25 protein-coding genes are annotated in these 24,858 nt (G+C 61.7%); 22 read left to right on the top strand and 3 right to left on the bottom strand.

The genetic code is table 11. The features are described from left to right. Nucleotides 1-45 precede the first annotated feature (45 nt). Nucleotides 46-978: an ABC transporter ATP-binding protein gene (locus tag ABTV87_RS21565; protein ID WP_007950762.1), complete on the top strand. Its 933-nt coding sequence runs from the start codon at nt 46-48 to the stop codon at nt 976-978. Beyond that, nucleotides 975-1,754 carry an ABC transporter permease gene (locus tag ABTV87_RS21560; RefSeq protein WP_007950763.1) on the top strand — a complete coding sequence of 260 codons (780 nt, stop codon included), beginning with the start codon at nt 975-977 and terminating at the stop codon, nt 1,752-1,754. The genes ABTV87_RS21565 and ABTV87_RS21560 overlap by 4 nt, the downstream gene beginning before the upstream one ends. A 54-nt stretch (nt 1,755-1,808) precedes the next feature. Here the strand turns inward: ABTV87_RS21560 and ABTV87_RS21555 are convergent, their stop codons facing one another. Then, nucleotides 1,809-2,327: a DUF2062 domain-containing protein gene (locus tag ABTV87_RS21555; RefSeq protein ID WP_007950764.1), complete on the bottom strand. Its 519-nt coding sequence runs from the start codon at nt 2,325-2,327 to the stop codon at nt 1,809-1,811. A 136-nt stretch (nt 2,328-2,463) separates the two neighbouring features. On the opposite strand from ABTV87_RS21555, the gene ABTV87_RS21550 reads away from it, so the two are divergent. The 12 genes from ABTV87_RS21550 (at nt 2,464) to ABTV87_RS21495 (ending at nt 13,915) form a co-directional block, all read left to right on the top strand. Then, nucleotides 2,464-4,707: a DNA internalization-related competence protein ComEC/Rec2 gene (locus ABTV87_RS21550; protein WP_433898331.1), complete on the top strand. Its 2,244-nt coding sequence runs from the start codon at nt 2,464-2,466 to the stop codon at nt 4,705-4,707. Nucleotides 4,708-4,785: 78 nt separating this feature from the next. Next, the gene (locus ABTV87_RS21545) at nt 4,786-5,421 is read left to right on the top strand and encodes a MotA/TolQ/ExbB proton channel family protein (protein ID WP_007950766.1); all 636 of its coding nucleotides are present in this window, start codon (nt 4,786-4,788) and stop codon (nt 5,419-5,421) included. Further along, on the top strand, nt 5,418-5,846 hold the full coding sequence (locus ABTV87_RS21540; protein WP_007950767.1) for an ExbD/TolR family protein: 429 nt from the start codon (nt 5,418-5,420) through the stop codon (nt 5,844-5,846). Before ABTV87_RS21545 ends, ABTV87_RS21540 begins: the two co-directional genes overlap by 4 nt. Next, nucleotides 5,846-6,856, top strand: coding sequence for a tetraacyldisaccharide 4'-kinase (lpxK, locus tag ABTV87_RS21535; protein ID WP_085607345.1), 1,011 nt, complete (start codon nt 5,846-5,848; stop codon nt 6,854-6,856). The genes ABTV87_RS21540 and lpxK overlap by 1 nt, the downstream gene beginning before the upstream one ends. A 24-nt stretch (nt 6,857-6,880) precedes the next feature. Then, entirely contained in the window at nt 6,881-7,066 is a 186-nt protein-coding gene (locus tag ABTV87_RS21530) for a Trm112 family protein (protein WP_003174668.1), read from the top strand. Next, nucleotides 7,063-7,827, top strand: a complete 765-nt coding sequence (gene kdsB, locus ABTV87_RS21525) for a 3-deoxy-manno-octulosonate cytidylyltransferase (RefSeq protein WP_433898330.1) — start codon at nt 7,063-7,065, stop codon at nt 7,825-7,827. Before ABTV87_RS21530 ends, kdsB begins: the two co-directional genes overlap by 4 nt. Next, nucleotides 7,827-8,291: a low molecular weight protein-tyrosine-phosphatase gene (locus tag ABTV87_RS21520; protein ID WP_433898329.1), complete on the top strand. Its 465-nt coding sequence runs from the start codon at nt 7,827-7,829 to the stop codon at nt 8,289-8,291. Before kdsB ends, ABTV87_RS21520 begins: the two co-directional genes overlap by 1 nt. After that, the gene (gene murB, locus ABTV87_RS21515) at nt 8,288-9,307 is read left to right on the top strand and encodes a UDP-N-acetylmuramate dehydrogenase (protein WP_433898328.1); all 1,020 of its coding nucleotides are present in this window, start codon (nt 8,288-8,290) and stop codon (nt 9,305-9,307) included. Before ABTV87_RS21520 ends, murB begins: the two co-directional genes overlap by 4 nt. 246 nt (nt 9,308-9,553) lie before the next feature. Further along, nucleotides 9,554-10,024, top strand: a complete 471-nt coding sequence (locus ABTV87_RS21510; RefSeq protein ID WP_007950774.1) for a (2Fe-2S)-binding protein — start codon at nt 9,554-9,556, stop codon at nt 10,022-10,024. Then, nucleotides 10,021-12,342: a molybdopterin cofactor-binding domain-containing protein gene (locus ABTV87_RS21505; RefSeq protein ID WP_433898327.1), complete on the top strand. Its 2,322-nt coding sequence runs from the start codon at nt 10,021-10,023 to the stop codon at nt 12,340-12,342. Before ABTV87_RS21510 ends, ABTV87_RS21505 begins: the two co-directional genes overlap by 4 nt. Then, nucleotides 12,342-13,322 (top strand): XdhC family protein, encoded by a 981-nt coding sequence (locus ABTV87_RS21500; protein ID WP_085607339.1) that lies wholly within the window; start codon nt 12,342-12,344, stop codon nt 13,320-13,322. Before ABTV87_RS21505 ends, ABTV87_RS21500 begins: the two co-directional genes overlap by 1 nt. Then, nucleotides 13,319-13,915 carry a nucleotidyltransferase family protein gene (locus ABTV87_RS21495; protein ID WP_085607337.1) on the top strand — a complete coding sequence of 199 codons (597 nt, stop codon included), beginning with the start codon at nt 13,319-13,321 and terminating at the stop codon, nt 13,913-13,915. Before ABTV87_RS21500 ends, ABTV87_RS21495 begins: the two co-directional genes overlap by 4 nt. Nucleotides 13,916-13,982: 67 nt before the next feature. On the opposite strand, the gene rne is transcribed toward ABTV87_RS21495, so the two are convergent. Further along, nucleotides 13,983-17,204 carry a ribonuclease E gene (gene rne / locus ABTV87_RS21490; protein WP_433898326.1) on the bottom strand — a complete coding sequence of 1,074 codons (3,222 nt, stop codon included), beginning with the start codon at nt 17,202-17,204 and terminating at the stop codon, nt 13,983-13,985. Nucleotides 17,205-17,903: 699 nt separating this feature from the next. Here rne and rluC point away from each other — a divergent pair. Genes rluC through ABTV87_RS21475 form a run of 3 tightly spaced genes read left to right on the top strand, consistent with a single transcriptional unit; the run spans nt 17,904 to nt 20,529 of the window. Next, nucleotides 17,904-18,866 carry a 23S rRNA pseudouridine(955/2504/2580) synthase RluC gene (gene rluC / locus ABTV87_RS21485; RefSeq protein ID WP_007950779.1) on the top strand — a complete coding sequence of 321 codons (963 nt, stop codon included), beginning with the start codon at nt 17,904-17,906 and terminating at the stop codon, nt 18,864-18,866. Continuing rightward, nucleotides 18,853-19,515 (top strand): HAD-IA family hydrolase, encoded by a 663-nt coding sequence (locus tag ABTV87_RS21480; RefSeq protein ID WP_085607333.1) that lies wholly within the window; start codon nt 18,853-18,855, stop codon nt 19,513-19,515. Before rluC ends, ABTV87_RS21480 begins: the two co-directional genes overlap by 14 nt. Before the next feature lie 24 nt (nt 19,516-19,539). Beyond that, nucleotides 19,540-20,529 carry a S49 family peptidase gene (locus tag ABTV87_RS21475; protein ID WP_433898325.1) on the top strand — a complete coding sequence of 330 codons (990 nt, stop codon included), beginning with the start codon at nt 19,540-19,542 and terminating at the stop codon, nt 20,527-20,529. A gap of 46 nt (nt 20,530-20,575) precedes the next feature. Here ABTV87_RS21475 and ABTV87_RS21470 read toward each other — a convergent pair whose 3' ends face one another. Continuing rightward, nucleotides 20,576-21,154 carry a Maf family protein gene (locus tag ABTV87_RS21470; protein WP_433898324.1) on the bottom strand — a complete coding sequence of 193 codons (579 nt, stop codon included), beginning with the start codon at nt 21,152-21,154 and terminating at the stop codon, nt 20,576-20,578. A gap of 106 nt (nt 21,155-21,260) precedes the next feature. Between ABTV87_RS21470 and ABTV87_RS21465 the strand changes: the two genes are divergently transcribed. The 5 genes from ABTV87_RS21465 (at nt 21,261) to fabG (ending at nt 24,823) form a co-directional block, all read left to right on the top strand. After that, nucleotides 21,261-21,788 (top strand): YceD family protein, encoded by a 528-nt coding sequence (locus ABTV87_RS21465; RefSeq protein ID WP_003204262.1) that lies wholly within the window; start codon nt 21,261-21,263, stop codon nt 21,786-21,788. Between the two features lie 13 nt (nt 21,789-21,801). Continuing rightward, nucleotides 21,802-21,984 carry a 50S ribosomal protein L32 gene (rpmF, locus tag ABTV87_RS21460; RefSeq protein WP_003179396.1) on the top strand — a complete coding sequence of 61 codons (183 nt, stop codon included), beginning with the start codon at nt 21,802-21,804 and terminating at the stop codon, nt 21,982-21,984. 4 nt (nt 21,985-21,988) lie between these two features. After that, on the top strand, nt 21,989-22,999 hold the full coding sequence (plsX, locus tag ABTV87_RS21455; protein WP_433898323.1) for a phosphate acyltransferase PlsX: 1,011 nt from the start codon (nt 21,989-21,991) through the stop codon (nt 22,997-22,999). A 125-nt stretch (nt 23,000-23,124) separates the two neighbouring features. Further along, entirely contained in the window at nt 23,125-24,063 is a 939-nt protein-coding gene (fabD, locus tag ABTV87_RS21450; protein ID WP_007950787.1) for an ACP S-malonyltransferase, read from the top strand. Between the two features lie 16 nt (nt 24,064-24,079). Next, nucleotides 24,080-24,823, top strand: coding sequence for a 3-oxoacyl-ACP reductase FabG (gene fabG, locus ABTV87_RS21445; protein WP_007950790.1), 744 nt, complete (start codon nt 24,080-24,082; stop codon nt 24,821-24,823). Nucleotides 24,824-24,858 lie beyond the last annotated feature (35 nt).

The following is a 24,858-nucleotide window of genomic DNA, read 5'->3' as shown; positions in this document are numbered from 1 at the left end:
GCCTTTTATCAGTCCTTTTTTCTTCACTGGGTGCGTAAATCCGATATGAGTTCCGCTCTGTCCATCCGGCAGCTAACCAAAACCTACGGCAACGGGTTCCAGGCCTTGAGTGGTATCGATCTGGACGTCGCCGAAGGTGACTTCTTCGCCTTGCTCGGCCCCAACGGTGCCGGCAAATCCACGACCATCGGCATTCTCTCGACCCTGGTCAACAAGACCAGCGGCACCGTGAATATCTTTGGCCACGACCTGGACAAGAACCCGGCGGCGCTCAAGCGCTCGATCGGCGTGGTGCCCCAGGAATTCAACTTCAACCAGTTCGAAAAGACCTTCGACATCGTCGTGACCCAGGCCGGTTACTACGGCATTCCGGCGAAGATCGCCAAGGAACGCGCCGAGCAGTACCTGACCCAGCTCGGCCTGTGGGACAAACGCGATGTGCCGTCGCGTTCGCTGTCCGGCGGCATGAAGCGTCGTTTGATGATCGCCCGGGCGCTGGTGCATGAACCGCGTCTGCTGATCCTCGATGAACCGACCGCCGGGGTGGATATCGAACTGCGCCGTTCGATGTGGACGTTCCTCACCGAACTGAACCAGAAAGGCATCACCATCATCCTCACCACCCACTACCTGGAGGAGGCTGAGCAGTTGTGCCGCAACATCGGCATCATCGACCACGGCACCATCGTCGAGAACACCAGCATGCGTCAGCTGCTCGGCCAACTGCATGTGGAGACTTTCCTGCTGGATCTGAAGAACGGTCTGAGTGCCGCGCCGCAACTGGCGGGTTATCCGGCACGTCTGCTGGACGGCCATACCCTGGAAGTCCAGGTCGACAAGTCCATGGGCATCACCGCGTTGTTCGGCCAACTGGCCCTGCAGAACATCGAAGTGCTGAGCCTGCGCAATAAAACCAATCGCCTTGAGGAGCTGTTCGTGTCCCTGGTGGAGAAAAATCTGTCGAAGGTGGCGGTATGAGTTCCGAGCTGCGCCCCAACCTCGTTGCCCTCAACACCATCGTTTACCGCGAAGTCAGACGCTTCACCCGGATCTGGCCGCAGACCCTGCTGCCGCCGGCGATCACCATGGTCCTGTACTTTGTGATCTTCGGTAACCTGATCGGCCGGCAGATCGGTGACATGGGTGGTTTCACCTACATGGAGTACATTGTGCCGGGGCTGATCATGATGTCGGTGATCACCAACTCCTATGGCAACGTGGTGTCGAGTTTCTTCGGCAGCAAGTTCCAGCGCTCCATCGAAGAACTGATGGTGTCGCCAGTGTCGCCGCACACGATCCTGATCGGTTACACGATCGGTGGCGTCCTGCGAGGCCTGATGGTGGGTGTGATCGTGACGATCCTGTCGCTGTTCTTCACCCATTTGCAGGTGCACCATCTCGGTGTGACGGTGCTGGTGGTGGTGCTGACGGCGACGATCTTCTCGCTGCTGGGCTTCATCAACGCCGTGTTCGCACGTAACTTCGATGACATCTCGATCATCCCGACCTTCGTGCTGACCCCGCTGACTTACCTCGGTGGCGTGTTCTATTCGATCACCTTGCTGCCGCCGTTCTGGCAGACCGTGTCGCTGGCCAACCCGGTGCTGCACATGGTCAACGCCTTCCGTTACGGCATCCTCGGTGTGTCGGATATCCGTATCGGCATCGCGATCACCTTCATGCTGGTGGCGACCGTGGTGTTGTATATCGGTTGTTCGCGGTTGCTGGTGAGCGGGCGCGGCATGCGCACCTGATCCCTTCAATGCTGCAATGAAAAACGGCCTCCCACAGTGGAGGCCGTTTTGCATTCACGCCTGACGTCTTTTCTTGCGCCGCGCCCATTGCCGGGCCACCCACCAGCGCCAGTACATCATCACCAGACAGTAGGCGAGGGCGCCCAGTGCCAGCCCGACCACCACCGAACCCAGCAGGAACGGTTGCCACAAGGTCGAGAGCTCTCCGCTGATCCATTCCCAGGTCAATTCGTCGGGCAGCGTGCGGGCGGGCACATCCATCAGCCAGGCCCCGGCCTGATACGTGCAGAAGAACACCGCCGGCATGGTGATCGGGTTGGTCAGCCAGACCAGACTCACGGCAATCGGCATGTTGCCGCGCACCATGATCGCGAGGACGGCGGCCACCAGCATCTGTGCGGGAATCGGCAGGAACGCGGCGAACAGGCCAACGGCCATGGCGCGGGCTACCGAGTGTCGATTGAGGTGCCAGAGGTTCGGGTCATGCAGCAACGTACCGAGAAAGCGTAAGGATTTGTGTTCCCTGATGCTCGTCGGGTCGGGCATGTAACGTTTGAATAAGCGCCGGGGCATAAGGCTTCTCGGTCGGTTAAGGCGGCAAGTATGTCTGGATTCTACGAACCGCCCATTCAGACTTTGTGACAATTGATAACGACGGTCGTGCCCCGCAACCGCTATGCCTGAAGGTGGGACTCTCAAGGACGGGCTTATGCGCACAGGGATGATGGCGCTGGCGGTCGGTCTGCTGGCTCCGGTTTTTTTACCGGCCTTGCCGCCGGTCGGGTTATTGCTGGTGTTGCCGTGGGTGGCGCTGATGCTGCTGCCGTTTCGCAGCTATCCACTGGCGTTTTTACTGCTTGGATTCGCATGGGCGAGCTTCAACGCGCAGATGGCGTTGAATGATCGACTGCCTTCCCGGCTGGATGGCGAAACGCGCTGGGTGGAAGGGCGCGTCGTCGGCTTGCCGCAGAATGCCGAGGGCGTCGTGCGCTTCGAACTGGCCGATGCACGCTCGCGTCACGAGAAACTGCCGTCGCTGATGCGCCTGGCGTGGTACGCCGGGCCTGAGGTCAGCAGTGGCGAACGCTGGCGACTGGCGGTCAAGCTCAAGCGTCCCGGTGGCCTGCTCAATCCGGATGCGTTCGATTACGAAGCCTGGCTGCTGGCGCAGCGCATCGGCGCTACCGGGACGGTGAAGGATGGCGAGCGCCTGGCGCCGGCGCAGTGGGCCTGGCGCGACAGCATTCGCCAGCGCCTGCTTGCAGTGGATGCCCAGGGACGTAACGGAGCCTTGGCCGCGTTGGTACTCGGCGATGGCTCGGGACTCAGTCGCGAAGACTGGCAGACCTTGCAGGACACCGGCACCGTGCACCTGCTGGTGATTTCCGGTCAGCACATCGGGCTGTTGGCGGCGTTGATGTATGCGCTGGTCGCCGGGCTGGCGCGGGTCGGGATCTGGCCGTTGCGTTGGCCCTGGCTGCCCTGGGCGTGCGGTCTGGCATTCACGGCGGCACTGGGTTACGGCCTGCTAGCCGGATTCGACGTGCCGGTGCGGCGGGCCTGCGTGATGGTTGCGCTGGTGTTGTTGTGGCGTTTGCGTTTTCGCCACCTCGGTGCGTGGTGGCCGTTGCTGCTGGCCTTCAACGGCGTGTTGTTGATGGATCCGCTGGCCAGCCTGCGTCCGGGGTTGTGGCTGTCCTTTATCGCGGTCGCCGTGCTGATCTTCACCTTCGGTGGCCGTCTGGGGCCATGGCGCTGGTGGCAGACCTGGACGCGCGCGCAGTGGCTGATTGCGATCGGCTTGTGCCCGGTGCTGGTGGCGCTGAGCCTTCCGATCAGTCTCAGCGGGCCACTGGCCAATCTGCTGGCGGTGCCGTGGGTCAGTTTCGCGGTGCTGCCGCCGGCGTTGCTGGGCACATTGCTGCTGCCGATCCCCTATGTCGGGGAAGGGCTGCTGTGGCTGGCCGGTGGACTGATCGACGGATTGTTCCGTGCATTGGCCCTGATTGCCGGTCGTTGGCCAGCGTGGGTGCCGACGACGATGGAGTGGTGGGTCTGGGCGCTGGGAGGTCTTGGTGCAGTGCTGGTATTGCTGCCTCGAGGCGTTCCCTTGCGTCCTTTGGGCTGGCCATTGCTGCTGGTACTGGCATTTCCGCCCCGAGAGCGTCTGGCCGAAGGCGTGGCCGATGTCTGGCAACTGGATGTCGGTCAGGGGTTGGCGATTCTGATCCGCACCCGGCATCACACCTTGCTGTACGACAGCGGCCCGCGTTTCGGCGACTTCGACCTCGGCGAGCGAGTGGTGCTGCCGGCATTGCGCAAACTGGGGGTCGAACACCTCGACCTGATGCTGCTCAGCCATGCCGATGCCGATCACGCGGGTGGCGCACTCGCCGTGGCGAAAGGATTGCCGGTCAGCCGGGTCATCAGTGGCGATCCGCCGGGCCTGCCCGAAGAACTGAACGCGGAGGCCTGTGAAAGCGGCCGGCAATGGCAGTGGGACGGCGTTGCCTTTCATCTATGGCAATGGGCCGACGCCCACGACAGCAATCAGCGTTCCTGTGTGTTGCAGATCGAAGCCAACGGCGAACGGCTGCTGCTGACCGGCGACATCGACAGCGCCGCCGAACGGGATCTGCTCAACAGCGCGCTGGCAGTTCAAACCCAGTGGCTGCAAGCCCCGCATCACGGCAGCCGCAGTTCCTCATCGATGGCCTTGCTCAAGGCTTTGCAGCCACAGGCCGTGCTGATTTCCCGAGGGCAGGGCAATTCATTCGGCCATCCGCACCCGACGGTCATCGCCCGTTACCGCAAACAGGGCATACACATCCATGACAGCGCCGAACAGGGCGCCATTCATCTGCAACTGGGGCGGTTTCAGCCGGCCCGGTCGATGCGTCAACAACGCCGCTTCTGGCGTGACCCGCCGTTGCCGGGGGCGGAGTACCGTTGAGCACGGTCGTCGGGGCGACGGGTCTTTATCGCGAACCGGTATGGTAAAGTGGCGCACTTTTTCGAGGGGGCTGTCACTGTGTGGGAATTGGTCAAATCCGGCGGCTGGATGATGTTGCCGATCATTCTGAGTTCCATCGCCGCCATGGCGATCGTCGCCGAGCGCCTGTGGACCCTGCGCGCCAGTCGCGTCACCCCTGAGCATCTGCTGGGTCAGGTCTGGGTCTGGATCAAGGACAAGCAGCTCAACAAGGAAAAACTCAAGGAATTGCGCGCCAACTCGCCGCTGGGTGAAATTCTCGCCGCGGGCCTGGCCAACTCCAAGCATGGTCGCGAGATCATGAAAGAGTGCATTGAAGAAGCCGCTGCCCGGGTCATCCACGAGCTGGAACGCTACGTCAACGCGCTGGGCACCATCGCTGCCATGTCGCCGCTGCTCGGTCTGCTGGGTACGGTGCTGGGCATGATCGATATCTTCAGTGCGTTCACCGGTTCCGGCATGACCACCAACGCTTCGGTCCTGGCCGGCGGTATTTCCAAGGCGCTGATCACCACCGCTGCGGGCCTGATGGTCGGTATTCCGGCGGTATTCTTCCACCGTTTCCTGCAACGCCGCATCGATGAACTGGTGGTGGGCATGGAACAGGAAGCGATCAAACTGGTGGAAGTGGTACAGGGCGACCGTGACGTCGATCTGGCCGGGGAAAAAGCGTGAAATTCCGTCGCAAACCCCGGGAAACCATCGACATCAACCTCGCGTCGCTGATCGACGTGGTGTTCATCCTGTTGCTGTTTTTCGTCGTGACCACCACCTTCACCCGCGAAACCCAGCTGCGCGTCGACCTGCCGGAAGCGGTCAGCGGCTCGCCGGCCGAGGACCAGCAGGTCAAGCAACTGGACGTGGCCATCAGCGCCGAAGGCGTGTTCTCGGTGAACAACAAGATTCTGCCGAAAAACGATCTGGCGACCCTGATGGAAGCCATGCAGAAAGAAGCCAACGGCGACACCAACATGCCGTTGTCGATCAGTGCTGACGGCAAGACTCAGCACCAATCCGTGATCACCGCCATGGACGCGGCCGGCAAGCTCGGTTTCAGCCATCTGCGCATGACCACGGTCGAGGCGGCGCCCAAATCCTGATGGCCATGTCCGATCGTCTGCTCGCCGCGTGGTATCAGGGGCACCCGGCCCTGACGCTGTTGCGGCCGCTGGAGTGGCTGTACCGCCGCGTCGTGGCCGGCAAGCGTCAGCGTTTTCTCGACGGCGAGGGTGAGATCTATCAATCCCCGGTGCCGGTGATCGTGGTTGGCAATATCACCGTTGGCGGCACCGGCAAAACGCCGATGATCCTGTGGCTGATCGAGCACTGCCGACGCCACGGGCTGCGGGTCGGTGTGGTCAGCCGTGGTTACGGCGCCAAACCGGCGCAACTGCCATGGCGGGTCGAAGCTGACCAGACTGCCGACATCGCCGGCGACGAACCTTTGCTGATCGTGCAGCGCACCGGCGTACCGCTGATGATCGACCCCGATCGCAGCGCCGCCGTCAGGGCCCTGCTGGACAGCGAGCCGCTGGACCTGATCCTGTCCGATGATGGCATGCAGCATTACCGCCTCGCGCGGGATCTGGAACTGGTGCTGATCGACGCCGCCCGCGGTCTTGGCAACCAGCGTTGCCTGCCCGCCGGCCCCCTGCGCGAACCGGCCGAGCGTCTGCAAAGCGTTGACGGCGTGCTGTTCAACGGCGCCCTCGAGGATCGCGACGGCGGTTTCGCTTTCCACCTCAAGCCGTCGGCGCTGGTCAATCTGCGCAGCGGCGAACGCCGGCCGCTCGATCATTTTCCGCCCCGTCAGGCCGTGCACGCGGTGGCCGGGATCGGCAACCCACAACGTTTCTTCAATACCCTCGAAGCGCTAGACTGGCGGCCTGTGCCCCACGCGTTTGCCGATCACGCCGAATACAGCGTGCAGGCCTTGAGTTTCACGCCGTCATTGCCAGTGGTGATGACTGAAAAGGACGCGGTGAAGTGCCGTGCCTTTGCCGCCGATGACTGGTGGTACCTGGCGGTCGATGCCGTGCCGTCGCCGGCCTTCGTGGCCTGGTTCGACACACAGTTGATGCGCCTGTTGCCGGATCGTCTTTTGCCTTAATCCGTTTTTATCCAGGGAATGTTCATGGACACCAAATTGCTCGACATCCTCGCCTGCCCGATCTGCAAAGGCCCGCTCAAGCTCAGCGCCGATAAGACCGAACTGATCAGCAAGGGCGCCGGCCTGGCGTACCCGATCCGCGACGGCATTCCGGTCATGCTGGAAAGCGAAGCCCGCACCCTGACCACCGACGAGCGTCTGGATAAATGACCACAGCCTTCACCGTTGTCATCCCGTCGCGATATGCCTCGACCCGCTTGCCGGGCAAGCCGTTGCTGGATATCGCCGGCAAGCCGATGATCCAGCACGCCTGGGAACAGGCGAGCAAAAGCAGCGCCAGCCGTGTGGTCGTGGCGACCGACGATGCGCGCATTGTCGAGGCCTGCAAGGCCTTCGGCGCCGAAGTGGTACTGACCCGTGAGGATCACAACTCCGGCACCGATCGTCTGGCCGAAGTGGCTGCGAAGCTGGGTCTGGAGCCGGATGCCATCGTGGTCAACGTGCAGGGTGACGAACCGTTGATCCCGCCGAGCGTGATCGATCAGGTCGCCGCCAACCTCGCGGCCCACACCGAAGCGCGCATGGCGACCCTGGCCGAGCCGATCGAGGACGTCGAAACCCTGTTCAACCCGAACGTGGTCAAGGTTGTCAGCGACCTCAACGGTCTGGCGCTGACCTTCAGTCGCGCGACCCTGCCATGGGCTCGCGATGCGTTCGCCAAGAGCCGCGATGTTTTGCCGGAGGGCGTCCCTTATCGTCGCCACATTGGCATTTATGCCTACCGCGCAGGCTTCCTTCAGGATTTCGTGAGCTGGGGTCCGTGCTGGCTGGAAAACACCGAATCCCTCGAACAGCTGCGTGCCCTGTGGCACGGCGTGCGGATTCACGTGGCTGACGCGTTGATCGCGCCGCCGACCGGGGTCGACACCGCCGAAGACCTCGAGCGCGTCCGTCGCCTGCTGGAGGCCTGATGCGCGTTCTGTTCGTGTGCCTGGGCAACATCTGCCGTTCGCCCACCGCCGAAGGTGTGTTGCGCCACAAGTTGCGTGAAGCGGGGCTGGCGGATCGGGTCGAAGTGGCCTCCGCCGGCACCGGCGACTGGCACGTCGGCAATCCGCCGGACAAGCGCAGCCAGGCTGCGGCCAAACTGCGCGGTTATGATCTGTCGGCGCAACGCGCTCAACAGGTCAGCCGCGCCGATTTCGCCAGCTACGACCTGATCCTCGCCATGGACAACAGCAACCTGCGCAACCTCAAGGCCTTGCAACCGTCCACCGGCAAGGCTGAGCTGGATCTGTTCCTGCGCCGCTATGCAGGCGTGGTCGATGAGGTGCCGGATCCGTATTACGACGGCGATCAGGGTTTCGAGCAGGTGCTGGATCTGATCGAGCGTGCCTGCGATCAGCTGTTGATCGAAGTGAAGGGGCGGTTATGAGTTTGCAGGTGCAACCGCAGGTTTCCCTGAAACCCTTCAATACCTTCGGCGTCGACGTTCGCGCGCAGCTGTTTGCCGAAGCCCACAGTGACGCCGATGTGCGCGAAGCCCTGGCTTACGCGACTTCCCACGATGTGCCGTTGCTGGTGATTGGCGGCGGCAGCAACCTGTTGCTCACGGCGGACATCCCGGCGCTGGTGCTGCGCATGGCCACTCGTGGCATCCGCGTCATCAGCGACGACGGCAACCGCGTGGTGATCGAAGCCGAAGCTGGGGAGCCATGGCACCCGTTCGTGCAGCACACGCTGGCGCAGGGTTTTTCCGGGCTGGAGAATCTCAGTCTGATCCCCGGCACCGTTGGCGCCGCACCGATGCAGAACATCGGTGCCTACGGTGTCGAGATCAAGGATGTGTTCGCTGGCCTGACGGCGCTGGATCGCCAGACCGGCGAGCTGCGCGACTTCAGCCTGGAAGAGTGCAACTTCGCCTACCGCGACAGCGTGTTCAAGCAGCAGCCGGGGCGTTGGCTGATCCTGCGGGTGCGCTTCGCACTGGATCGAGTCGCGCATCTGCACCTGGAATACGGCCCGGTGCGGCAGCGCCTGACCGAGCAGGGCATCGAGCAGCCGACGCCGACGGATGTCAGCCGCGCCATTTGCAGCATCCGCAGCGAGAAACTGCCGGATCCGGCGGTGCTCGGCAATGCCGGCAGCTTCTTCAAGAACCCGCTGGTGCCGGCGGCCGTGGTCGCACAGATCAAGGCGCAGCATCCGGATCTGGTGGCCTACGCGCAACCGGACGGGCAGATGAAACTGGCGGCCGGCTGGTTGATCGAGCGCGCCGGCTGGAAAGGTTTCCGTGAGGCCGATGCCGGCGTGCATCAATTGCAGGCGCTGGTGCTGGTCAACTACGGCGCGGCAACCGGGCTGCAATTGCTCGATCTGGCCCAGCGCATCCAGAAAGACATTTCAGAACGTTTCAATGTCGAGCTGGAAATGGAGCCCAATCGCTATTGAGGCTACGCTTTCAAGGCTGAACCCAAAGCCCTGCACTATTTAAAAAGTGCAGGGCTTTTTTGTTAATCGCGGGTTAACGTAGCCAGCTAACGATACCAGTCATTTGCTCCACCAAAGGCCCGGTGCAGACGTTCCCGTCGGTACAAGAGAGCCTGATTAGCCTGAGCCCATCTGCGCGAACCACCACCGTCCCTGCGGTGGCAGATGGCTCGACCCCATAACCTCCATGAATATGCGGGCGTGCCCATGATTACCCTGAAACTTAATGGTCAAGACCATCCACTCGATGTCACCGAGGACATGCCGCTGTTGTGGGCGATCCGTGACGTCGCCGGTTACAACGGCACCAAGTTCGGCTGCGGTATGGGCCTGTGCGGTGCGTGCACCATTCATATCGACGGCGCGCCGGCGCGCAGTTGCATCACCCCGATCGGTTCGGTGGTCGGGCAGAGCGTGACCACCATCGACAACCTGCATGCCGACCCGGTCGGTCAGATCGTCCAGCAAGCCTGGCTCGACACGGCTGTGGCCCAATGCGGTTACTGCCAGGGCGGGCAGATCATGTCCGCCACCGCGTTGCTCAAGACCAATCCGAACCCGAGCGACGAGCAGATCGAAGAAGCGATGGTCGGCAACATCTGCCGCTGCGGCACCTACAACCGGATCAAGACCGCGATCCGTCAGGCATCCACTCACCTGAAGGAGGCCAAGGCATGAGCCGTCTACCGAACGATTTTGCCCTGAGCAACCTGAGTCGCCGGGGCTTTCTCAAAGGCGTCGGCGCCACGGGTGCGCTGGTGCTGGCGGCGAGCTGGGGCTGGCAGGATGCGCTGGCCGAAGACAAGCCGAAGCAGTTCGGCGCCGACGGCATGCCCAACGGCTGGATCGACGATCCGAAGGTCTACGTCAGCATTGCCGCCGATGGCACGGTGACCGTGGTCTGCAACCGTTCGGAAATGGGTCAGGGCGTGCGCACCAGCTTGACCATGGTGGTCGCCGATGAACTGGAAGCCGACTGGGCGCACGTCAAGGTTCAGCAGGCGCCGGGTGATGAAGTGCGCTTCGGCAACCAGGATACCGACGGCTCGCGTAGCATGCGTCACTGGTACGAACCGATGCGCCGTTGCGGCGCCGCCGCCCGGACCATGCTGGAGCAGGCCGCCGCTGCGCAGTGGAAGGTGCCGGTCGGCGAATGCCGCGCGCAACTGCATAAAGTCATTCACACGCCGTCCGGGCGCGAGCTGGGTTACGGTGAGCTGGCCGCTGCGGCCAGTGCGCTGACAGTGCCGGCCCGTGACAGCCTGCGGCTCAAGCAACCGTCGGAATTCCGCTACATCGGCAAGGAAGGCACCAAGGCCATCGACGGTGCCGACATCGTCAATGGCCGCGCGGTATATGGAGCCGACGTGCATTTCGACGGCATGCTGTTCGCGGTCATTGCGCGTCCGGCGGTGTACGGCGGCAAGGTCAAGTCGGTCGACGACAGCGCCGCGCTGAAAGTGCCGGGCGTCCTCAAAGTCATCCAGATCGAACCCCGGCCATTGCCTTCGGAATTCCAGCCTTTGGGTGGCGTGGCCGTGGTGGCCAGCAACACCTGGGCGGCATTGAAGGGGCGTGAAGCGTTAAAGATCGAGTGGGACGATGGCCCGAACGCCACTTATGACTCGGTCGCCTATCGCAAGGAGATCGAAGCCGCTTCGCTGAAACCGGGCAAAGTGGTACGCAACACCGGCGACATCGACAAAGCCATCGGCAGTGCAGCCAGCACGCTCGAAGCCTCTTATTACTTGCCGCATCTTGCTCAGGCGCCGATGGAGCCGATGGTCGCCATCGCCCGTTACAAGGATGGCACCTGCGAGGCATGGGCACCCAGCCAGGCGCCGCAGGTCACCCGCGAGCGCATCGCCGAACGCCTGAGGCTGCCGTTCGATAACGTCACCTTCAATGTCACGCTGTTGGGCGGTGGTTTCGGCCGTAAGTCGAAACCGGACTTCGTCGTTGAAGCTGCCGTGCTCGCCAAGGAGTTTCCTGGTAAAGCAGTGCGTGTGCAGTGGACCCGGGAAGACGACATCCACAACTCGTATTTCCACACCGTGTCCGCCGAATACCTCAAGGCCGGCGTGGGCAAGGACGGCTTGCCTTCCGCCTGGCTGCACCGCACGGTGGCGCCGAGCATAACCGCGTTGTTTGCGCCGGGCATGAATCACGAAGCTGCGTTCGAGCTGGGCATGGGCTTTACCAACATGGCCTACGCGATTCCCAACGTGCGCCTGGAAAACCCTGAAGCCACGGTGCATACGCGGGTCGGCTGGTATCGCTCGGTGTCGAACATTCCCCATGGTTTCGCGATCCAGAGTTTTGTCGACGAACTGGCGCACAAAGCCAAGGAAGATCCGCTCAAGTACCAAATCAAATTGCTCGGACCGGATCGGCAGATCGACCCGCGTACGCTCAGTGAAGAATGGAACTACGGCGAATCCCCCGAGCGTTATCCGATCGACACCGGGCGCATGCGCACCGTGCTGGAAACGGCAGCCAAGGCGGCAGGTTGGGGGCGTCAATTGCCCAAGGGCCGTGGCCTGGGGCTGGCCGTGCATTACAGCTTCGTCACCTACGTGGCGGCGGTGATCGAAGTCGAGGTCAAGGACGACGGCACGCTGATCGTGCACAAGGCCGATATCGCCGTGGATTGCGGCCCGCAGATCAACCCCGAGCGGATCCGTTCGCAGTTCGAAGGCGCGTGTGTGATGGGCCTGGGCAACGCCGTGTGGGGTGAAATCAGCTTCAAGGACGGCAAGGTGCAGCAAGACAACTTCCATATGTATGAAGTGGCGCGCATGTCGCTGGCGCCGAAGGAAGTCGCGGTGCATCTGGTAACGCCGCCGGGCGAGGTGCCGCTGGGTGGTGTCGGTGAACCGGGCGTGCCGCCGATTGCGCCGGCGCTGTGCAATGCGATCTTCGCCGCCACCGGTCAGCGCATCCGTAACCTGCCGGTGCGCTACCAGTTGCAGGGCTGGCAGAAGGCGCAAGCGTGATGGACAGCGCCGATCTGAATGTCCTGCGCAGTGTGCTCGAATGGCGTCGTGCCGGACAGCGGGTAGTGTTGTTTTCGGTGGTGCAGACCTGGGGCACCGCGCCCCGGGCGCCCGGCGCGATGCTGGCGTTGCGTGAGGACGGCGTGGTGATCGGCTCGGTGTCCGGCGGTTGCGTCGAGGACGATCTGATCGCCCGGCTGCACGATGGGCGGATTCCCGCCAACGGGCCGCCGGTGCAGTTGATCACCTACGGCGTAACGCAGGAAGAGGCCGCGCGCTTCGGCCTGCCATGCGGCGGCACCCTGCGCCTGACCGAGGAGCGGGTCGGCGATCCGGCGTGGGTCGCCGAGTTGCTGGACCGTTGCGAGGCTCACGAAATCGTCGCGCGCGAGCTGAATATCGGCACTGGCGAAGTGGTGTTGCGACCAGCCGGCAAGACCGACACCTTGAGCTTCGACGGCCAGACCCTGCGTGCCATTTACGGCCCGCGCTGGCGCCTGCTGTTGATCGGCGCCGGGCAGTTGTCGCGGTATGTGGCCGAGATGGCGCGGCTGCTGGATTTCGAAGTGCTGATCTGTGATCCGCGTACCGAGTTCGTCTATGGCTGGGAAGAGCAGCATGGGCGGTTTGTGCCCGGCATGCCCGACGAGGCGGTGCTGAATATCCAGACCGATGAGCGCACGGCGATTGTCGCGCTGACTCACGATCCACGGCTGGATGACATGGCGCTGCTCACGGCGCTCGACTCCAAAGCGTTCTATGTCGGTGCGCTTGGCTCGCGGGTCAACAGCATCAAGCGTCGGGAAAATCTCGCTGAGCTAGGCTTGTCGGAAGCGGCCATCGCCCGTTTGCACGGGCCCATCGGTTTGCATATTGGCAGCCATTCCCCGGCGGAAATCGCCTTGTCGCTGTTGGCGGAAATCGTCGCGATCAAGAATGGTGTCGAGCTCAAGCAGAAGAAAACAGTGGAGAGTGTATGAGCCGATCCATCGGAGTGATTGTGCTGGCGGCGGGCGAGGGCAGCCGCTTTCGCGAGGTGGCGGGTGCCGACAAGGACAAGCTGCTGGCCGATTGCACCGGGCGTGATGGCGCGGTGCGTTCGGTGATCGAGCAGGTGTTGGTCAACCTGCCGGCGAGCCTCGACCGGCGAGTGCTGGTGACGACCGAGGCGCGGCCGCAGGCGATGCGCATGGCGCAGGCTTACGGGTGTGACATTGTCTCGATCGAGACCGCGGGAATGGGCGATAGCATCGCGGCGGGTGTGGCGGCTTGCCCGGATGCCGATGGCTGGCTGATTGTGCTGGGCGACATGCCGTTCATTCTGCCGTCGAGCATTGAGCGGATCGTGGCGGCGATTGCCGAGGATGCGGTCAGCGTACCGACGTTGAACGGTGACTATGGGCATCCGGTCGGGTTTGGTCGCTCGTTCGCCGCAGGGCTGATGGCTTTGTCCGGTGACCGGGGCGCCAGACCGCTGTTTGCCCAAGGACGGGTGATTGAAGTCGCGGTGGATGATCCGGGTGTGTTGTGGGATATCGATGTGCCGGATGCGCTGGTTTTCCCGCCATCCTGATAAAATCTTGAGGCATAAAAAAGCCCCGCCTGGATTACCAGGCGGGGCTTTTTATTGGCTTTTGGAATCAGACGAGGGGTTTAGGCTCGTGTTCTTTTTCCTGGGCCTCTTCGTGTTGCTCGACCGCTTCCTGAACGGAGCGTGGTGCTTCGGCAATCACGGCTTCAACGGCAACTTCTTCAGCGACCGGGGCAGGGGCTGCCTCGACCACTTCGGCAACCACTGGCTCGGCAGCGACTGGAGCAGCAGCGGCAGCCAGTTCGGCTTCCTTCTGCAGACGCTCTTCTTCACGCTTGCGACGACGCACTTCACGTGGGTCGTTCGGTGCGCGGCCACTTGGGGTCAGTGCGCTGACCGGAGCAGCTTCAACCACTGGCGCTGGTGCTTCGGCTACTACTGGCGCTTCAACCACAGGGGCTTCAACGACCGGTGCCGGTTCAGCAACAACTACTGGCTCGGCAGCCTTGGCTTCTTCAACGACAGGCGCTTCAACCACTGGCGCTGGTGTTTCAGCGACAGCCGGCTCGGCTACCCAGTTGAATGCGGTCTGTTCTTCGCGAACTTCACGCACGGTTTCGGTCACGGTTTCAGCGACGGTTTCGACAACCGACTCTTCAACTACGGCTGGTGCTTCGAAGGTCACTGCTGGTTCGGCAGCCGCTTCAACCTGAGGTTGAGCTTCGCGAACCGGAGCCACTTCGACTTCCGGAGCGGCAGCTACTTCTACCGGAGTGGTTGCTTCAACAACCGGCGCTTCTACTGGAGCAGTTTCCAGAGTGGCAGCGGTGGCGCGTTCAGCTTGCTCGTGGGCCTGAGCTTCAGCCGGAGCGCTGATCACGGTGCTGGCAACAGCAGCGGTCACAGCCAGGCCAGCGGCCAGATCGGCAGTGCTTGGCGCTTGAGCGTTTTCGCCGGACTCGGATTCTTCCGAACCTTCGATCACGTTGCCGTTGGCATCACGCTGACGCTCGCGACGGTTGCTGCGACGACGCTGACCACGGGAGCGGCGGCGTGGACGATCGCCTTCGGCGTTCTCCGAACCGTCTTCCGGCAGTTGCTCTTCGTTGGTGGTGATTTCTTCTTCAGCGACGGCAGCAGCGGCCTGTTCGGCACGTGGTTGACGCTCTTCACGCGGAGGACGTGGCGCGCGTTCTTCACGCGGCTGACGGGCCGGACGCTCTTCAGCGGTGGCGGCGGCAGCAACGGCCGGAGCAGCATCCAGAGGTTCGCGCAGTTCACGTACGCGTTCTTCACGCTCGCCACGCGGCTTGCGATCTTCACGCGGAGCACGTGGTGCACGTTCTTCACGAGGGGCGCGCGGTGCGCGTTCTTCACGGGCTACCGGTGCTTCGTCACGGGATTCGCGCGGCTCGCGGACTTCACGTGGTTCGCGCGGCTGACGCTCTTCACGCGGCTCACGTGGGGCGCGCTCTTCACGCGGCTTGCGTTCTTCATCGCGGCGACCGTTACGGTTGCGGCTCTGCTGACGACCGTTGCGACGCTCTTCGTTGCGGGCCGGACGCTCGGTGGCTGGTTTTTCAACCACAACCGGAGCAACTGGCTCTTCCTTGGTGGCGAACAGGCTGACCAGCGACTTCACCAGGCCTTTGAACAGGCTTGGCTCTGGCGCGGCAACCGGAGCAGGTGCCGGGGCTGGAGCGGCGACTTCGGTCGGAACCGGAGCGTTGGCGCGGGCCGGAGCCGTCTTGACCGCGGCTTCCTGGCGAACCAGGGTGCGGGTCGCGGCGGCTGGCTGGACGTCTTCGACATCGGCGGCAGCGGCAGCGATTTCGTAGCTGGACTGGTTGGTCGCGGCTTCCGGGCTGTCGTCACGCAGACGCTGAACTTCGAAATGCGGGGTTTCGAGGTGATCGTTCGGCAGGATGACGATGCGGGCGCGGGTGCGCAGTTCGATCTTGGTGATCGAGTTGCGTTTTTCGTTGAGCAGGAACGCGGCCACCGGGATCGGCACTTGAGCGCGAACTTCGGCGGTGCGGTCTTTCAGGGCTTCTTCTTCGATCAGGCGCAGGATCGCCAGGGACAGCGATTCGACGTCACGGATGATGCCGGTGCCGCTGCAGCGCGGGCAGACGATGCCGCTGCTTTCGCCCAGCGAAGGACGCAGACGCTGACGGGACATTTCCAGCAGGCCGAAGCGCGAGATGCGGCCGATCTGCACGCGAGCGCGGTCGGCTTCCAGGCATTCGCGGACTTTCTCTTCCACGGCGCGCTGGTTCTTGGCAGGGGTCATGTCGATGAAGTCGATGACGATCAGGCCGCCGATGTCGCGCAGGCGCAACTGACGGGCGATTTCTTCGGCCGCTTCAAGGTTGGTCTGCAGGGCGGTTTCTTCGATGTCGCTGCCTTTGGTGGCGCGCGCCGAGTTGATGTCGATGGACACCAGGGCTTCGGTCGGATCGATGACGATGGAGCCGCCGGACGGCAGTTCGACGACGCGCTGGAAAGCGGTCTCGATCTGGCTTTCGATCTGGAAACGGTTGAACAGCGGAACGCTGTCTTCGTACAGCTTGATCTTGCTGGCGTACTGCGGCATCACCTGGCGGATGAAGGTCAGGGCTTCGTCCTGGGCTTCAACGCTGTCGATCAGCACTTCGCCGATGTCCTGGCGCAGGTAGTCGCGGATGGCGCGGATGATCACGTTGCTTTCCTGGTAGATCAGGAACGGCGCGGAACGATCCAGCGAGGCTTCTTTGATGGCGGTCCAGAGTTGCAGCAGGTAATCGAGGTCCCACTGCATTTCTTCGCTGCTGCGGCCAAGGCCTGCAGTGCGCACGATCAGACCCATGTCGGCCGGAGCGACCAGACCGTTCAGCGCTTCACGCAGTTCGTTGCGTTCTTCGCCTTCGATGCGACGGGAGATGCCGCCGGCACGCGGGTTGTTCGGCATCAGAACGAGGTAACGACCGGCCAGGCTGATGAAGGTGGTCAGGGCTGCGCCCTTGTTGCCACGTTCTTCTTTTTCGACCTGAACGATGACTTCCTGGCCTTCGCTCAGGACGTCCTTGATGTTGACGCGGCCTTCAGGGGCTTTCTTGAAGTATTCGCGGGAGATTTCTTTGAGGGGCAGGAAGCCGTGGCGCTCGGAGCCGAAATCGACAAAGGCAGCCTCAAGGCTTGGTTCGATGCGAGTGATGCGGCCTTTATAGATGTTGGCCTTTTTCTGCTCGCGTGCACCGGATTCGATGTCCAGGTCGTAGAGGCGCTGGCCATCCACCAGTGCAACACGCAACTCTTCGGGTTGAGTTGCGTTAATCAGCATTCTTTTCATGTAGTACCGTCGGTTTCCGGGCTGCCGGAAACGGCGTTCGGCACACACGACTTCTCACGGTCGGTGTCAGGTGCGTCGGGAGTGGTTGGCCATTCCCGTGTCCAGCGATGTCCGGCCAATTGGGCCGTTATCGCGACGTACGCGTCCTGCTTGCTGTGGCTACTTAAGCACTCAGTCAGGAGGAGGAATCAACCGGTGGCTGTGGACGAGATGAAGCGTCTTGATAAAACCTGTTGCTACACAGTCCAGCGGTTGTGCATCTCCACCCTACACGTATCCCTGATAATTCGGGTGCTGCCGCGCGCAGAATCCGCAGCGGGTTGGCATTTACCGTGAGCTCCGAAAGGGGAGGTCACGCATCATGGCTAATTCAGGCGGTGTTTCCGGAGTCTTCGCTCGGGGTCATCCGCGGCTGACTGCACTTTGTGAACTGGCCGTGAATATGGCTCGCGTGGCGAGTCAAAACTCTGCTTTGCGGCGTGATTCAGGCCTCATGTCACCTGCGCTTGTTACAGCTGCAAACTCCACCGTTACGTAGCAAAAGCCCCGTAGGACGGCCTCGCGTCCTGGTGAATTGCGTTGGTCAGGGCCGGTTTTTGACCGTGGTTCCGCTGTCCAGGCCGCTTTTGGCGGCGTTCGCGACTATAGCAGCAATGATTAAGTGCTTCAATTCCATAAAAAATTGTTATCATCGGCGCCATGACGACTACTGCCCCTTCGACTCCAGGCGTTCAACTGCTTGAGGTCTCGCCGGAATATGCCGGCCAACGAATCGACAATTTCCTCCTCGCCCGGCTCAAAGGCGTGCCCAAGACCTTGATTTACCGCATTTTGCGCAAAGGCGAAGTGCGTGTGAACAAAGGTCGGATCAAGCCCGAATACAAGCTGCAGGCCGGCGACATCGTGCGCGTGCCACCCGTGCGCGTGCCTGAGCGTGACGAACCGGTGCCTTTGGCCCAAGGCCTGTTGCAGCGCCTGGAAGCCTCGATTGTCTACGAAGACAAGGCCCTGATCGTGATCAACAAGCCCGCCGGCATTGCGGTTCACGGTGGCAGCGGCCTGAATTACGGCGTTATCGAAGCCTTTCGTCAGTTGCGTCCCGATGCCAAGGAGCTCGAGCTGGTTCACCGTCTCGATCGTGATACCTCCGGGCTGCTGATGATCGCCAAGAAGCGCAGCATGTTGCGTCACTTGCATGCCGCGTTGCGCGGTGATGGTGTCGACAAACGCTACATGGCACTGGTTCGTGGCAACTGGGCAACCTCGATCAAGCAGGTCCGTGCGGCGCTCGGCAAGAGCAATCTGCGCTCTGGTGAGCGCATGGTCGAAGTCGACGAGGAGGAGGGCAAGGAGTCTGTGACCGTGTTCAAGGTCCTGCGTCGCTTTGGCGATTTTGCCACTCTGATCGAAGCCAAGCCGATCACCGGTCGCACGCACCAGATCCGCGTCCACACGTTGCACGCCGGGCACTGCATTGCCGGTGACACCAAATACGGCGATGACGGTTTCAGCAAGGAAATCCGTGATCTGGGCGGCAAGCGCCTGTTTCTGCACGCCTACATGCTGACCGTGCCGCTGCCCGATGGCGGTGAACTCAAGTTGCAGGCGCCGGTCGATGAAATGTGGGCCAAGACTGTGGAGCGATTGAGTGCGCCCATCTGATTACAAACTGCTGATTTTCGATTGGGACGGCACGCTCGCCGATTCCATTCATCGGATTGTCGAGGCGATGCACTCGGCGTCCGGGCGCTCCGGTTTCGAGTTGCGTGATGACTTTGCCGTCAAAGGCATTATCGGTCTGGGTTTGCCCGAGGCGATCCGTACGCTGTATCCCGAAATCAGCGATGCCGAAATGACCTTGTTTCGCGAGTATTACGCCGATCACTACATCGCTGCAGAAGCCGTGCCTTCGCCGTTGTTCGAAGGCGTAGTCGAGTCGATGGCGTCCTTTCGCGAGCAGGGTTATCACCTGGCAGTTGCGACCGGCAAGAATCGTCGCGGGCTGGATCGGGTGCTCAAGGCCAATGGCTGGGAAGATTATTTCGATATCACCCGCGCTGCCGATGAAACTGCAAGCAAGCCGCACCCTCTGATGCTGGAGCAGATCCTTGCGCATTGCGGTGTGCGTGCCGAGCAGGCGCTGATGGTCGGCGATTCGTCCTTCGATCTGCTGATGGCGCGTAATGCAGGGATGGATTCGGTGGCGGTCAGTTATGGCGCGCAATCGATCGAATCGCTGCAGCAGTTCGAGCCGCGACTGTCGATCGACCATTTTTCCGAATTGCACGCCTGGCTGGGGCAGCAGGCTTAATACGTTTTTGCTGGGGTGGATGGCATGACCGACGAATGGAAAGCACCGGCCAAGGCAACTGCCGACGACGGTGATGCGAAAAGCTGGAAGCTGCTGGAAAAGACCCTGCTGGCCGGCGTGCAGGAGCAGCGTCGATCGCGGCGCTGGGGCATCTTCTTCAAGCTGCTGACCTTTGTTTATCTGTTTGTTGCGCTGATCCTGTTCACGCCGTTGATGGACATGGAGAAGAGCGCTACGCGCAGCTCCAACTACACCGCGTTGATCGACGTCACCGGCATGATCGCCGACAAGGAGCCTGCCAGCGCCGACAACATCGTCGGCAGCCTGCGCGCGGCGTTCGAAGACAAGAAGGTCAAGGGCGTAATCCTGCGCATCAACAGTCCGGGTGGTAGTCCGGTGCAGTCGGGTTATGTGTATGACGAGATCAAACGTCTGCGCGGCCTGCATCCTGACACCAGGCTGTACGCGGTGATTTCCGACTTGGGCGCTTCCGGTGCCTATTACATCGCCAGTGCGGCGGATCAGATCTACGCCGACAAGGCCAGTCTGGTGGGCTCCATTGGTGTGACGGCGGCCGGTTACGGGTTTGTCGGCACCATGGAGAAGCTTGGCGTCGAGCGTCGCACTTACACCTCTGGCGAGCACAAGGCGTTCCTCGATCCGTTCCAGCCGCAAAAGCCGGAAGAGACCGCGTTCTGGCAAAGTGTGCTGGATACCACGCACAAGCAGTTCATCAATAGCGTCAAGCAGGGGCGTGGCGATCGCTTGAAAGACAAAGAGCATCCGGAGCTGTTCTCCGGGCTGGTCTGGTCTGGTGAGCAGGCGCTGCCATTGGGGCTGATCGATGGTCTGGGCAATGCCAGTTCGGTGGCGCGTGATGTGATTGGCGAAAAGGAACTGGTGGACTTCACCGTTCAGGAATCGCCGTTCGACCGCTTCTCGAAGAGGCTCGGTGCCAGCGTTGCCGAGAAACTGGCAATGTGGATGGGTTTCAACGGCCCGTCGTTGCGCTGATCGAATGCTGCAAGAAAAACCGGCCTGAGGGCCGGTTTTTTGTGGGTCAGGGAATCTGTACGCCTTCCGTCAACAGCATGTCGATCAGGCGAATCAGCGGCAGGCCGATCAGGCTGGTGGCGTCCGGGCCTTCGGTGGATTGAAACAGGCTCACGCCCAGTCCTTCGGCCTTGAAGCTGCCGGCGCAGTCGTAGGGCTGCTCGGCGCGCAGGTAGCGCTCGACGCGGGGCTGGTCCAGCACGCGCATGTGCACGGTGAAAGGCACGCAGTCGACCTGGCAGTGGCCGGTCTGGCTGTTGAGCAGGGCCAGGCCGGTGAGGAAGGTCACGCTGGCGCCGCTGGCGGCCATCAGTTGTTCGCGGGCGTTCTCGAAGGTGTGCGGCTTGCCGATGATGCGCTCGCCGAGTACCGCAACCTGGTCGGAGCCGATGATCAGATGAGCGGGGTGGCTGTCGGCCAGGGCTCGGGCTTTCTGTTCGGCGAGGCGTTTGACCAGCTCGATTGCCGACTCGTCCGGGCGATGGCTTTCATCGATATCCGGCGAGCTGCAGACGAACGGCAGGCGCAGGCGGCTGAGCAATTCCCGACGATAGGTCGAGCTTGAAGCGAGTAATAAAGGCAGCATTCGCATCTCCAGAGGCAGGCGACAGATTCTAGCGGAGCCGCGCAAGTGACGGACAGGGCACAATTTCCTTTGACATGGGTGGGTGCATCCCTATAATGCTGCGCCTATGTTGAATGACCCGATTCCACCTCACGTTGACCCGCGCAAATTGGCTGACCGTGGCACCACCCTTCAAGGTGAACTGCTGCTGGCCGATTTGAAGAGACTCTGCGACCCGCTTTCCGACGATGTCGGTACGGTGCAGGCAAAATTCGTTTTTGAACGAGATGAACGTAAATCTGTGGTGATCCACAGCTTTATCGACACCGAAGTCAAAATGGTTTGCCAGCGTTGTCTTGAGCTGGTCACCCTGCCGATCCACAGCGAATGCAGTTACGCTGTTGTGAAGGAGGGTGCGAATACCCAGTCGTTACCGAAAGGTTATGACGTGCTGGAACTGGGCGAAGATCCATTGGATCTGCAGTCACTGATCGAGGAGGAGCTTCTGCTCGCCTTGCCCATTGTGCCTGCTCATCATCCGGAAGAATGCCAGCAGCCGGCGGGAGCAGATGAGCCCGAACCGAGCGAGGACGAGGTAACGCGGTCCAACCCGTTCAGTGTATTGGCGCAGTTAAAGCGTGACCCAAACGTTTAGGAGTTAATCAATTATGGCTGTTCAGCAGAACAAAAAATCCCGCTCTGCCCGTGACATGCGCCGTTCGCACGACGCTCTCGAGGCTAGCACCCTGTCTGTAGAAAAAACCACTGGTGAAGTTCACCTGCGTCACCACGTATCGCCAGAAGGCGTATACCGTGGCCGTAAAGTGATCGACAAGGGCGCTGACGAGTAATCACTTGTCCGCTCAAGTCATCGCGATTGACGCAATGGGCGGGGACTTCGGTCCCCGCAGCATTGTTCAGGCCAGCCTTGCTTGCCTTTCTGCTACACCCTCGCTGCACCTGACCCTCGTCGGTCAACCCTCCCTTCTTGAAGAACTGATCACCGGCCAATCGGCTGCCGATCGCGCGCGCCTGACGATTGCTCCGGCGTCCGAAGTCATCACCATGGACGAAAAGCCTGCCCAGGCCCTGCGTGGCAAATCGGACTCGTCGATGCGTGTCGCCCTCGAATTGCTGCGTGACGGCAAGGTTCAGGCCTGTGTCAGTGCCGGCAATACCGGTGCCTTGATGGCCCTGTCGCGATTTGTGCTCAAGACCCTGCCGGGGATTGATCGTCCGGCCATGGTCGCCGCGATCCCTACCCAGAAGGGCTATTGCCAGTTGCTCGATCTGGGCGCCAACGTTGATTGCAGTGCCGAGCACTTGTTGCAGTTCGCCGTGATGGGGTCGGTGGCTGCGCAAACCCTGGGCATTGCCCGTCCGCGTGTCGCGCTGCTGAATATCGGCACCGAAGACATCAAGGGCAATCAGCAGGTCAAGCTGGCTGCAACGCTGTTGCAGGCTGCCCGGGGCATCAATTACATCGGTTTCATCGAAGGTGACGGCTTGTATCGCGGCGAGGCGGACGTAGTGGTTTGCGACGGTTTCGTCGGCAATATCCTGCTCAAGTCGAGCGAGGGCCTGGCGACCATGATCGCAGCGCGCATCGAGGCCTTGTTCAAGAAAAACCTGGCATCCCGTGCTGTTGGTGCCCTGGCGTTGCCGTTGATGAAGCGCCTGCAGGCTGATCTGGCGCCCGCGCGGCACAACGGTGCAAGCTTCCTGGGTCTGCAGGGAATCGTGGTGAAAAGTCACGGTTCGGCCGGGGTTCAGGGGTTTCAGAGTGCCATTCAGCGAGCGCTGATCGAGATTCAGGAGAATCTTCCCGAACGCCTGCACGGCCGTCTGGAGGATTTGTTGTCTTAGGCGTTTTCGTCGGACAATGCTTAAATGTGACCGCCCGGTTCAAAGGGCCATCCAACTGTCAGTTTCTTGCGTCCCTCTAGCGGGATGCCATTTTTCCGACGACAAGATCATTAGGGGCTTGTTACATGTCTGCTTCCCTCGCATTCGTCTTTCCAGGACAGGGTTCGCAGTCCCTCGGCATGCTGGCCGAGCTGGGCGCGCAACATCCACTGATCCTCGAAACTTTCAAAGAAGCATCCGATGCTCTGGGCTACGACCTGTGGGCGCTGACCCAGCAGGGCCCGGAAGAGCTGCTCAATCAAACCGACAAAACCCAACCGGCCATTCTGACCGCTTCGATCGCCCTGTGGCGTCTGTGGTTGGCGGAAGGCGGTGCGCGTCCGGCCTTCGTTGCCGGTCACAGTCTGGGTGAATACAGCGCGCTGGTCGCTGCCGGCAGCCTGAGCCTGGCCGACGCGGTAAAGCTCGTTGAACGCCGTGGCCAACTGATGCAGGAAGCCGTTCCGGCCGGGCAGGGCGGCATGGCTGCCATCCTCGGTCTGGAAGATGCCGATGTTCTCGCTGCCTGTGCCGAAGCGGCGCAAGGCGAAGTGGTCAGCGCGGTGAACTTCAACTCCCCGGGCCAGGTGGTGATCGCCGGTGCCAAGGCTGCCGTTGAGCGCGCCATCGAAGGCTGCAAGGCTCGTGGCGCCAAGCGTGCCATGCCGCTGCCGGTCAGCGTGCCGTCGCACTGCGAGCTGATGCGCCCGGCCGCCGAGCGCTTCGCCGAATCCATCGCTGCCATCGACTGGCAGGCGCCGCAGATCCCTGTGGTACAGAACGTCAGCGCCCAGGTGCCGGCGGATCTGGAAACCCTCAAGCGTGATCTGCTGGAGCAACTCTACAAGCCGGTACGCTGGGTCGAGTCCGTACAGACTCTGGCCGCCAAAGGCGCGACCAACCTGGTCGAGTGCGGTCCTGGCAAGGTGCTGGCCGGTCTGAACAAACGTTGCGCCGAAGGCGTTTCGACTTCCAACCTCAATACCCCAGACGCTTTCGCTGCTGCTCGCGCAGCGGCTGTCTGAATCAGGAGAAGCTTGCATGAGTCTGCAAGGTAAAGTTGCACTGGTCACCGGCGCAAGCCGTGGCATCGGCCAGGCTATCGCACTGGAACTGGGTCGTCAGGGCGCCATCGTTGTTGGCACCGCGACTTCCGCTTCGGGCGCCGAGCGCATTGCTGCGACCCTGAAGGAAAACGGCATTCAGGGCGCAGGTTTCGAACTGAACGTCACCAGCGACGAATCGGTTACCAAAGTGCTAGCGAGCATCCAGGAGCAGTTCGGTGCGCCGGTGGCGATTCTGGTCAACAATGCCGGCATCACCCGCGATAACCTGATGATGCGCATGAAAGACGACGAGTGGTACGACGTGATCGATACCAACCTGAACAGTCTGTATCGCCTGTCCAAGGGCGTTCTGCGCGGCATGACCAAGGCGCGTTGGGGCCGAATTATCAGTATTGGCTCGGTGGTGGGTGCCATGGGCAACGCTGGCCAAGTAAACTATGCAGCCGCCAAGGCCGGTCTGGAAGGTTTCAGCCGTGCCATGGCGCGTGAAGTCGGTTCGCGTTCGATTACGGTCAACTCGGTAACCCCAGGGTTCATCGACACCGATATGACTCGCGAGCTGCCTGAAGCACAGCGTGAAGCCTTGCAGACGCAGATTCCGCTGGGCCGTCTGGGACAAGCTCAAGAGATCGCGTCCGTGGTCGCTTTTCTTGCATCCGACGGTGCGGCATACGTGACCGGGGCTACAATCCCGGTTAACGGCGGGATGTACATGTAATTCAAATGTGACGGATTGCTTCAAAAAAATGTCAT

Source organism: Pseudomonas sp. PSE1(2024) (assembly GCF_050990555.1).
In the GTDB taxonomy this organism is placed as follows: Bacteria; Pseudomonadota; Gammaproteobacteria; order Pseudomonadales; family Pseudomonadaceae; genus Aquipseudomonas; species Aquipseudomonas aphyarum.
The sequence above is the reverse complement of the archived record's forward strand: the minus strand, read 5'-3'. Positions and strand labels throughout refer to the sequence as shown.

What these genes read in the sequence shown, in the direction of transcription:
- ABTV87_RS21565 (WP_007950762.1), top strand. Translation starts at nt 46, where the DNA reads ATGAGTTCCGCTCTGTCCATCCGGCAGCTAACCAAAACCTACGGCAAC.
- ABTV87_RS21560 (WP_007950763.1), top strand. Translation starts at nt 975, where the DNA reads ATGAGTTCCGAGCTGCGCCCCAACCTCGTTGCCCTCAACACCATCGTT.
- ABTV87_RS21555 (WP_007950764.1), bottom strand. Translation starts at nt 2,327, where the DNA reads ATGCCCCGGCGCTTATTCAAACGTTACATGCCCGACCCGACGAGCATC.
- ABTV87_RS21550 (WP_433898331.1), top strand. Translation starts at nt 2,464, where the DNA reads ATGCGCACAGGGATGATGGCGCTGGCGGTCGGTCTGCTGGCTCCGGTT.
- lpxK (WP_085607345.1), top strand. Translation starts at nt 5,846, where the DNA reads ATGGCCATGTCCGATCGTCTGCTCGCCGCGTGGTATCAGGGGCACCCG.
- ABTV87_RS21530 (WP_003174668.1), top strand. Translation starts at nt 6,881, where the DNA reads ATGGACACCAAATTGCTCGACATCCTCGCCTGCCCGATCTGCAAAGGC.
- kdsB (WP_433898330.1), top strand. Translation starts at nt 7,063, where the DNA reads ATGACCACAGCCTTCACCGTTGTCATCCCGTCGCGATATGCCTCGACC.
- ABTV87_RS21520 (WP_433898329.1), top strand. Translation starts at nt 7,827, where the DNA reads ATGCGCGTTCTGTTCGTGTGCCTGGGCAACATCTGCCGTTCGCCCACC.
- murB (WP_433898328.1), top strand. Translation starts at nt 8,288, where the DNA reads ATGAGTTTGCAGGTGCAACCGCAGGTTTCCCTGAAACCCTTCAATACC.
- ABTV87_RS21510 (WP_007950774.1), top strand. Translation starts at nt 9,554, where the DNA reads ATGATTACCCTGAAACTTAATGGTCAAGACCATCCACTCGATGTCACC.
- ABTV87_RS21505 (WP_433898327.1), top strand. Translation starts at nt 10,021, where the DNA reads ATGAGCCGTCTACCGAACGATTTTGCCCTGAGCAACCTGAGTCGCCGG.
- ABTV87_RS21500 (WP_085607339.1), top strand. Translation starts at nt 12,342, where the DNA reads ATGGACAGCGCCGATCTGAATGTCCTGCGCAGTGTGCTCGAATGGCGT.
- ABTV87_RS21495 (WP_085607337.1), top strand. Translation starts at nt 13,319, where the DNA reads ATGAGCCGATCCATCGGAGTGATTGTGCTGGCGGCGGGCGAGGGCAGC.
- rne (WP_433898326.1), bottom strand. Translation starts at nt 17,204, where the DNA reads ATGAAAAGAATGCTGATTAACGCAACTCAACCCGAAGAGTTGCGTGTT.
- rluC (WP_007950779.1), top strand. Translation starts at nt 17,904, where the DNA reads ATGACGACTACTGCCCCTTCGACTCCAGGCGTTCAACTGCTTGAGGTC.
- ABTV87_RS21475 (WP_433898325.1), top strand. Translation starts at nt 19,540, where the DNA reads ATGACCGACGAATGGAAAGCACCGGCCAAGGCAACTGCCGACGACGGT.
- ABTV87_RS21470 (WP_433898324.1), bottom strand. Translation starts at nt 21,154, where the DNA reads ATGCTGCCTTTATTACTCGCTTCAAGCTCGACCTATCGTCGGGAATTG.
- ABTV87_RS21465 (WP_003204262.1), top strand. Translation starts at nt 21,261, where the DNA reads ATGTTGAATGACCCGATTCCACCTCACGTTGACCCGCGCAAATTGGCT.
- rpmF (WP_003179396.1), top strand. Translation starts at nt 21,802, where the DNA reads ATGGCTGTTCAGCAGAACAAAAAATCCCGCTCTGCCCGTGACATGCGC.
- fabD (WP_007950787.1), top strand. Translation starts at nt 23,125, where the DNA reads ATGTCTGCTTCCCTCGCATTCGTCTTTCCAGGACAGGGTTCGCAGTCC.
- fabG (WP_007950790.1), top strand. Translation starts at nt 24,080, where the DNA reads ATGAGTCTGCAAGGTAAAGTTGCACTGGTCACCGGCGCAAGCCGTGGC.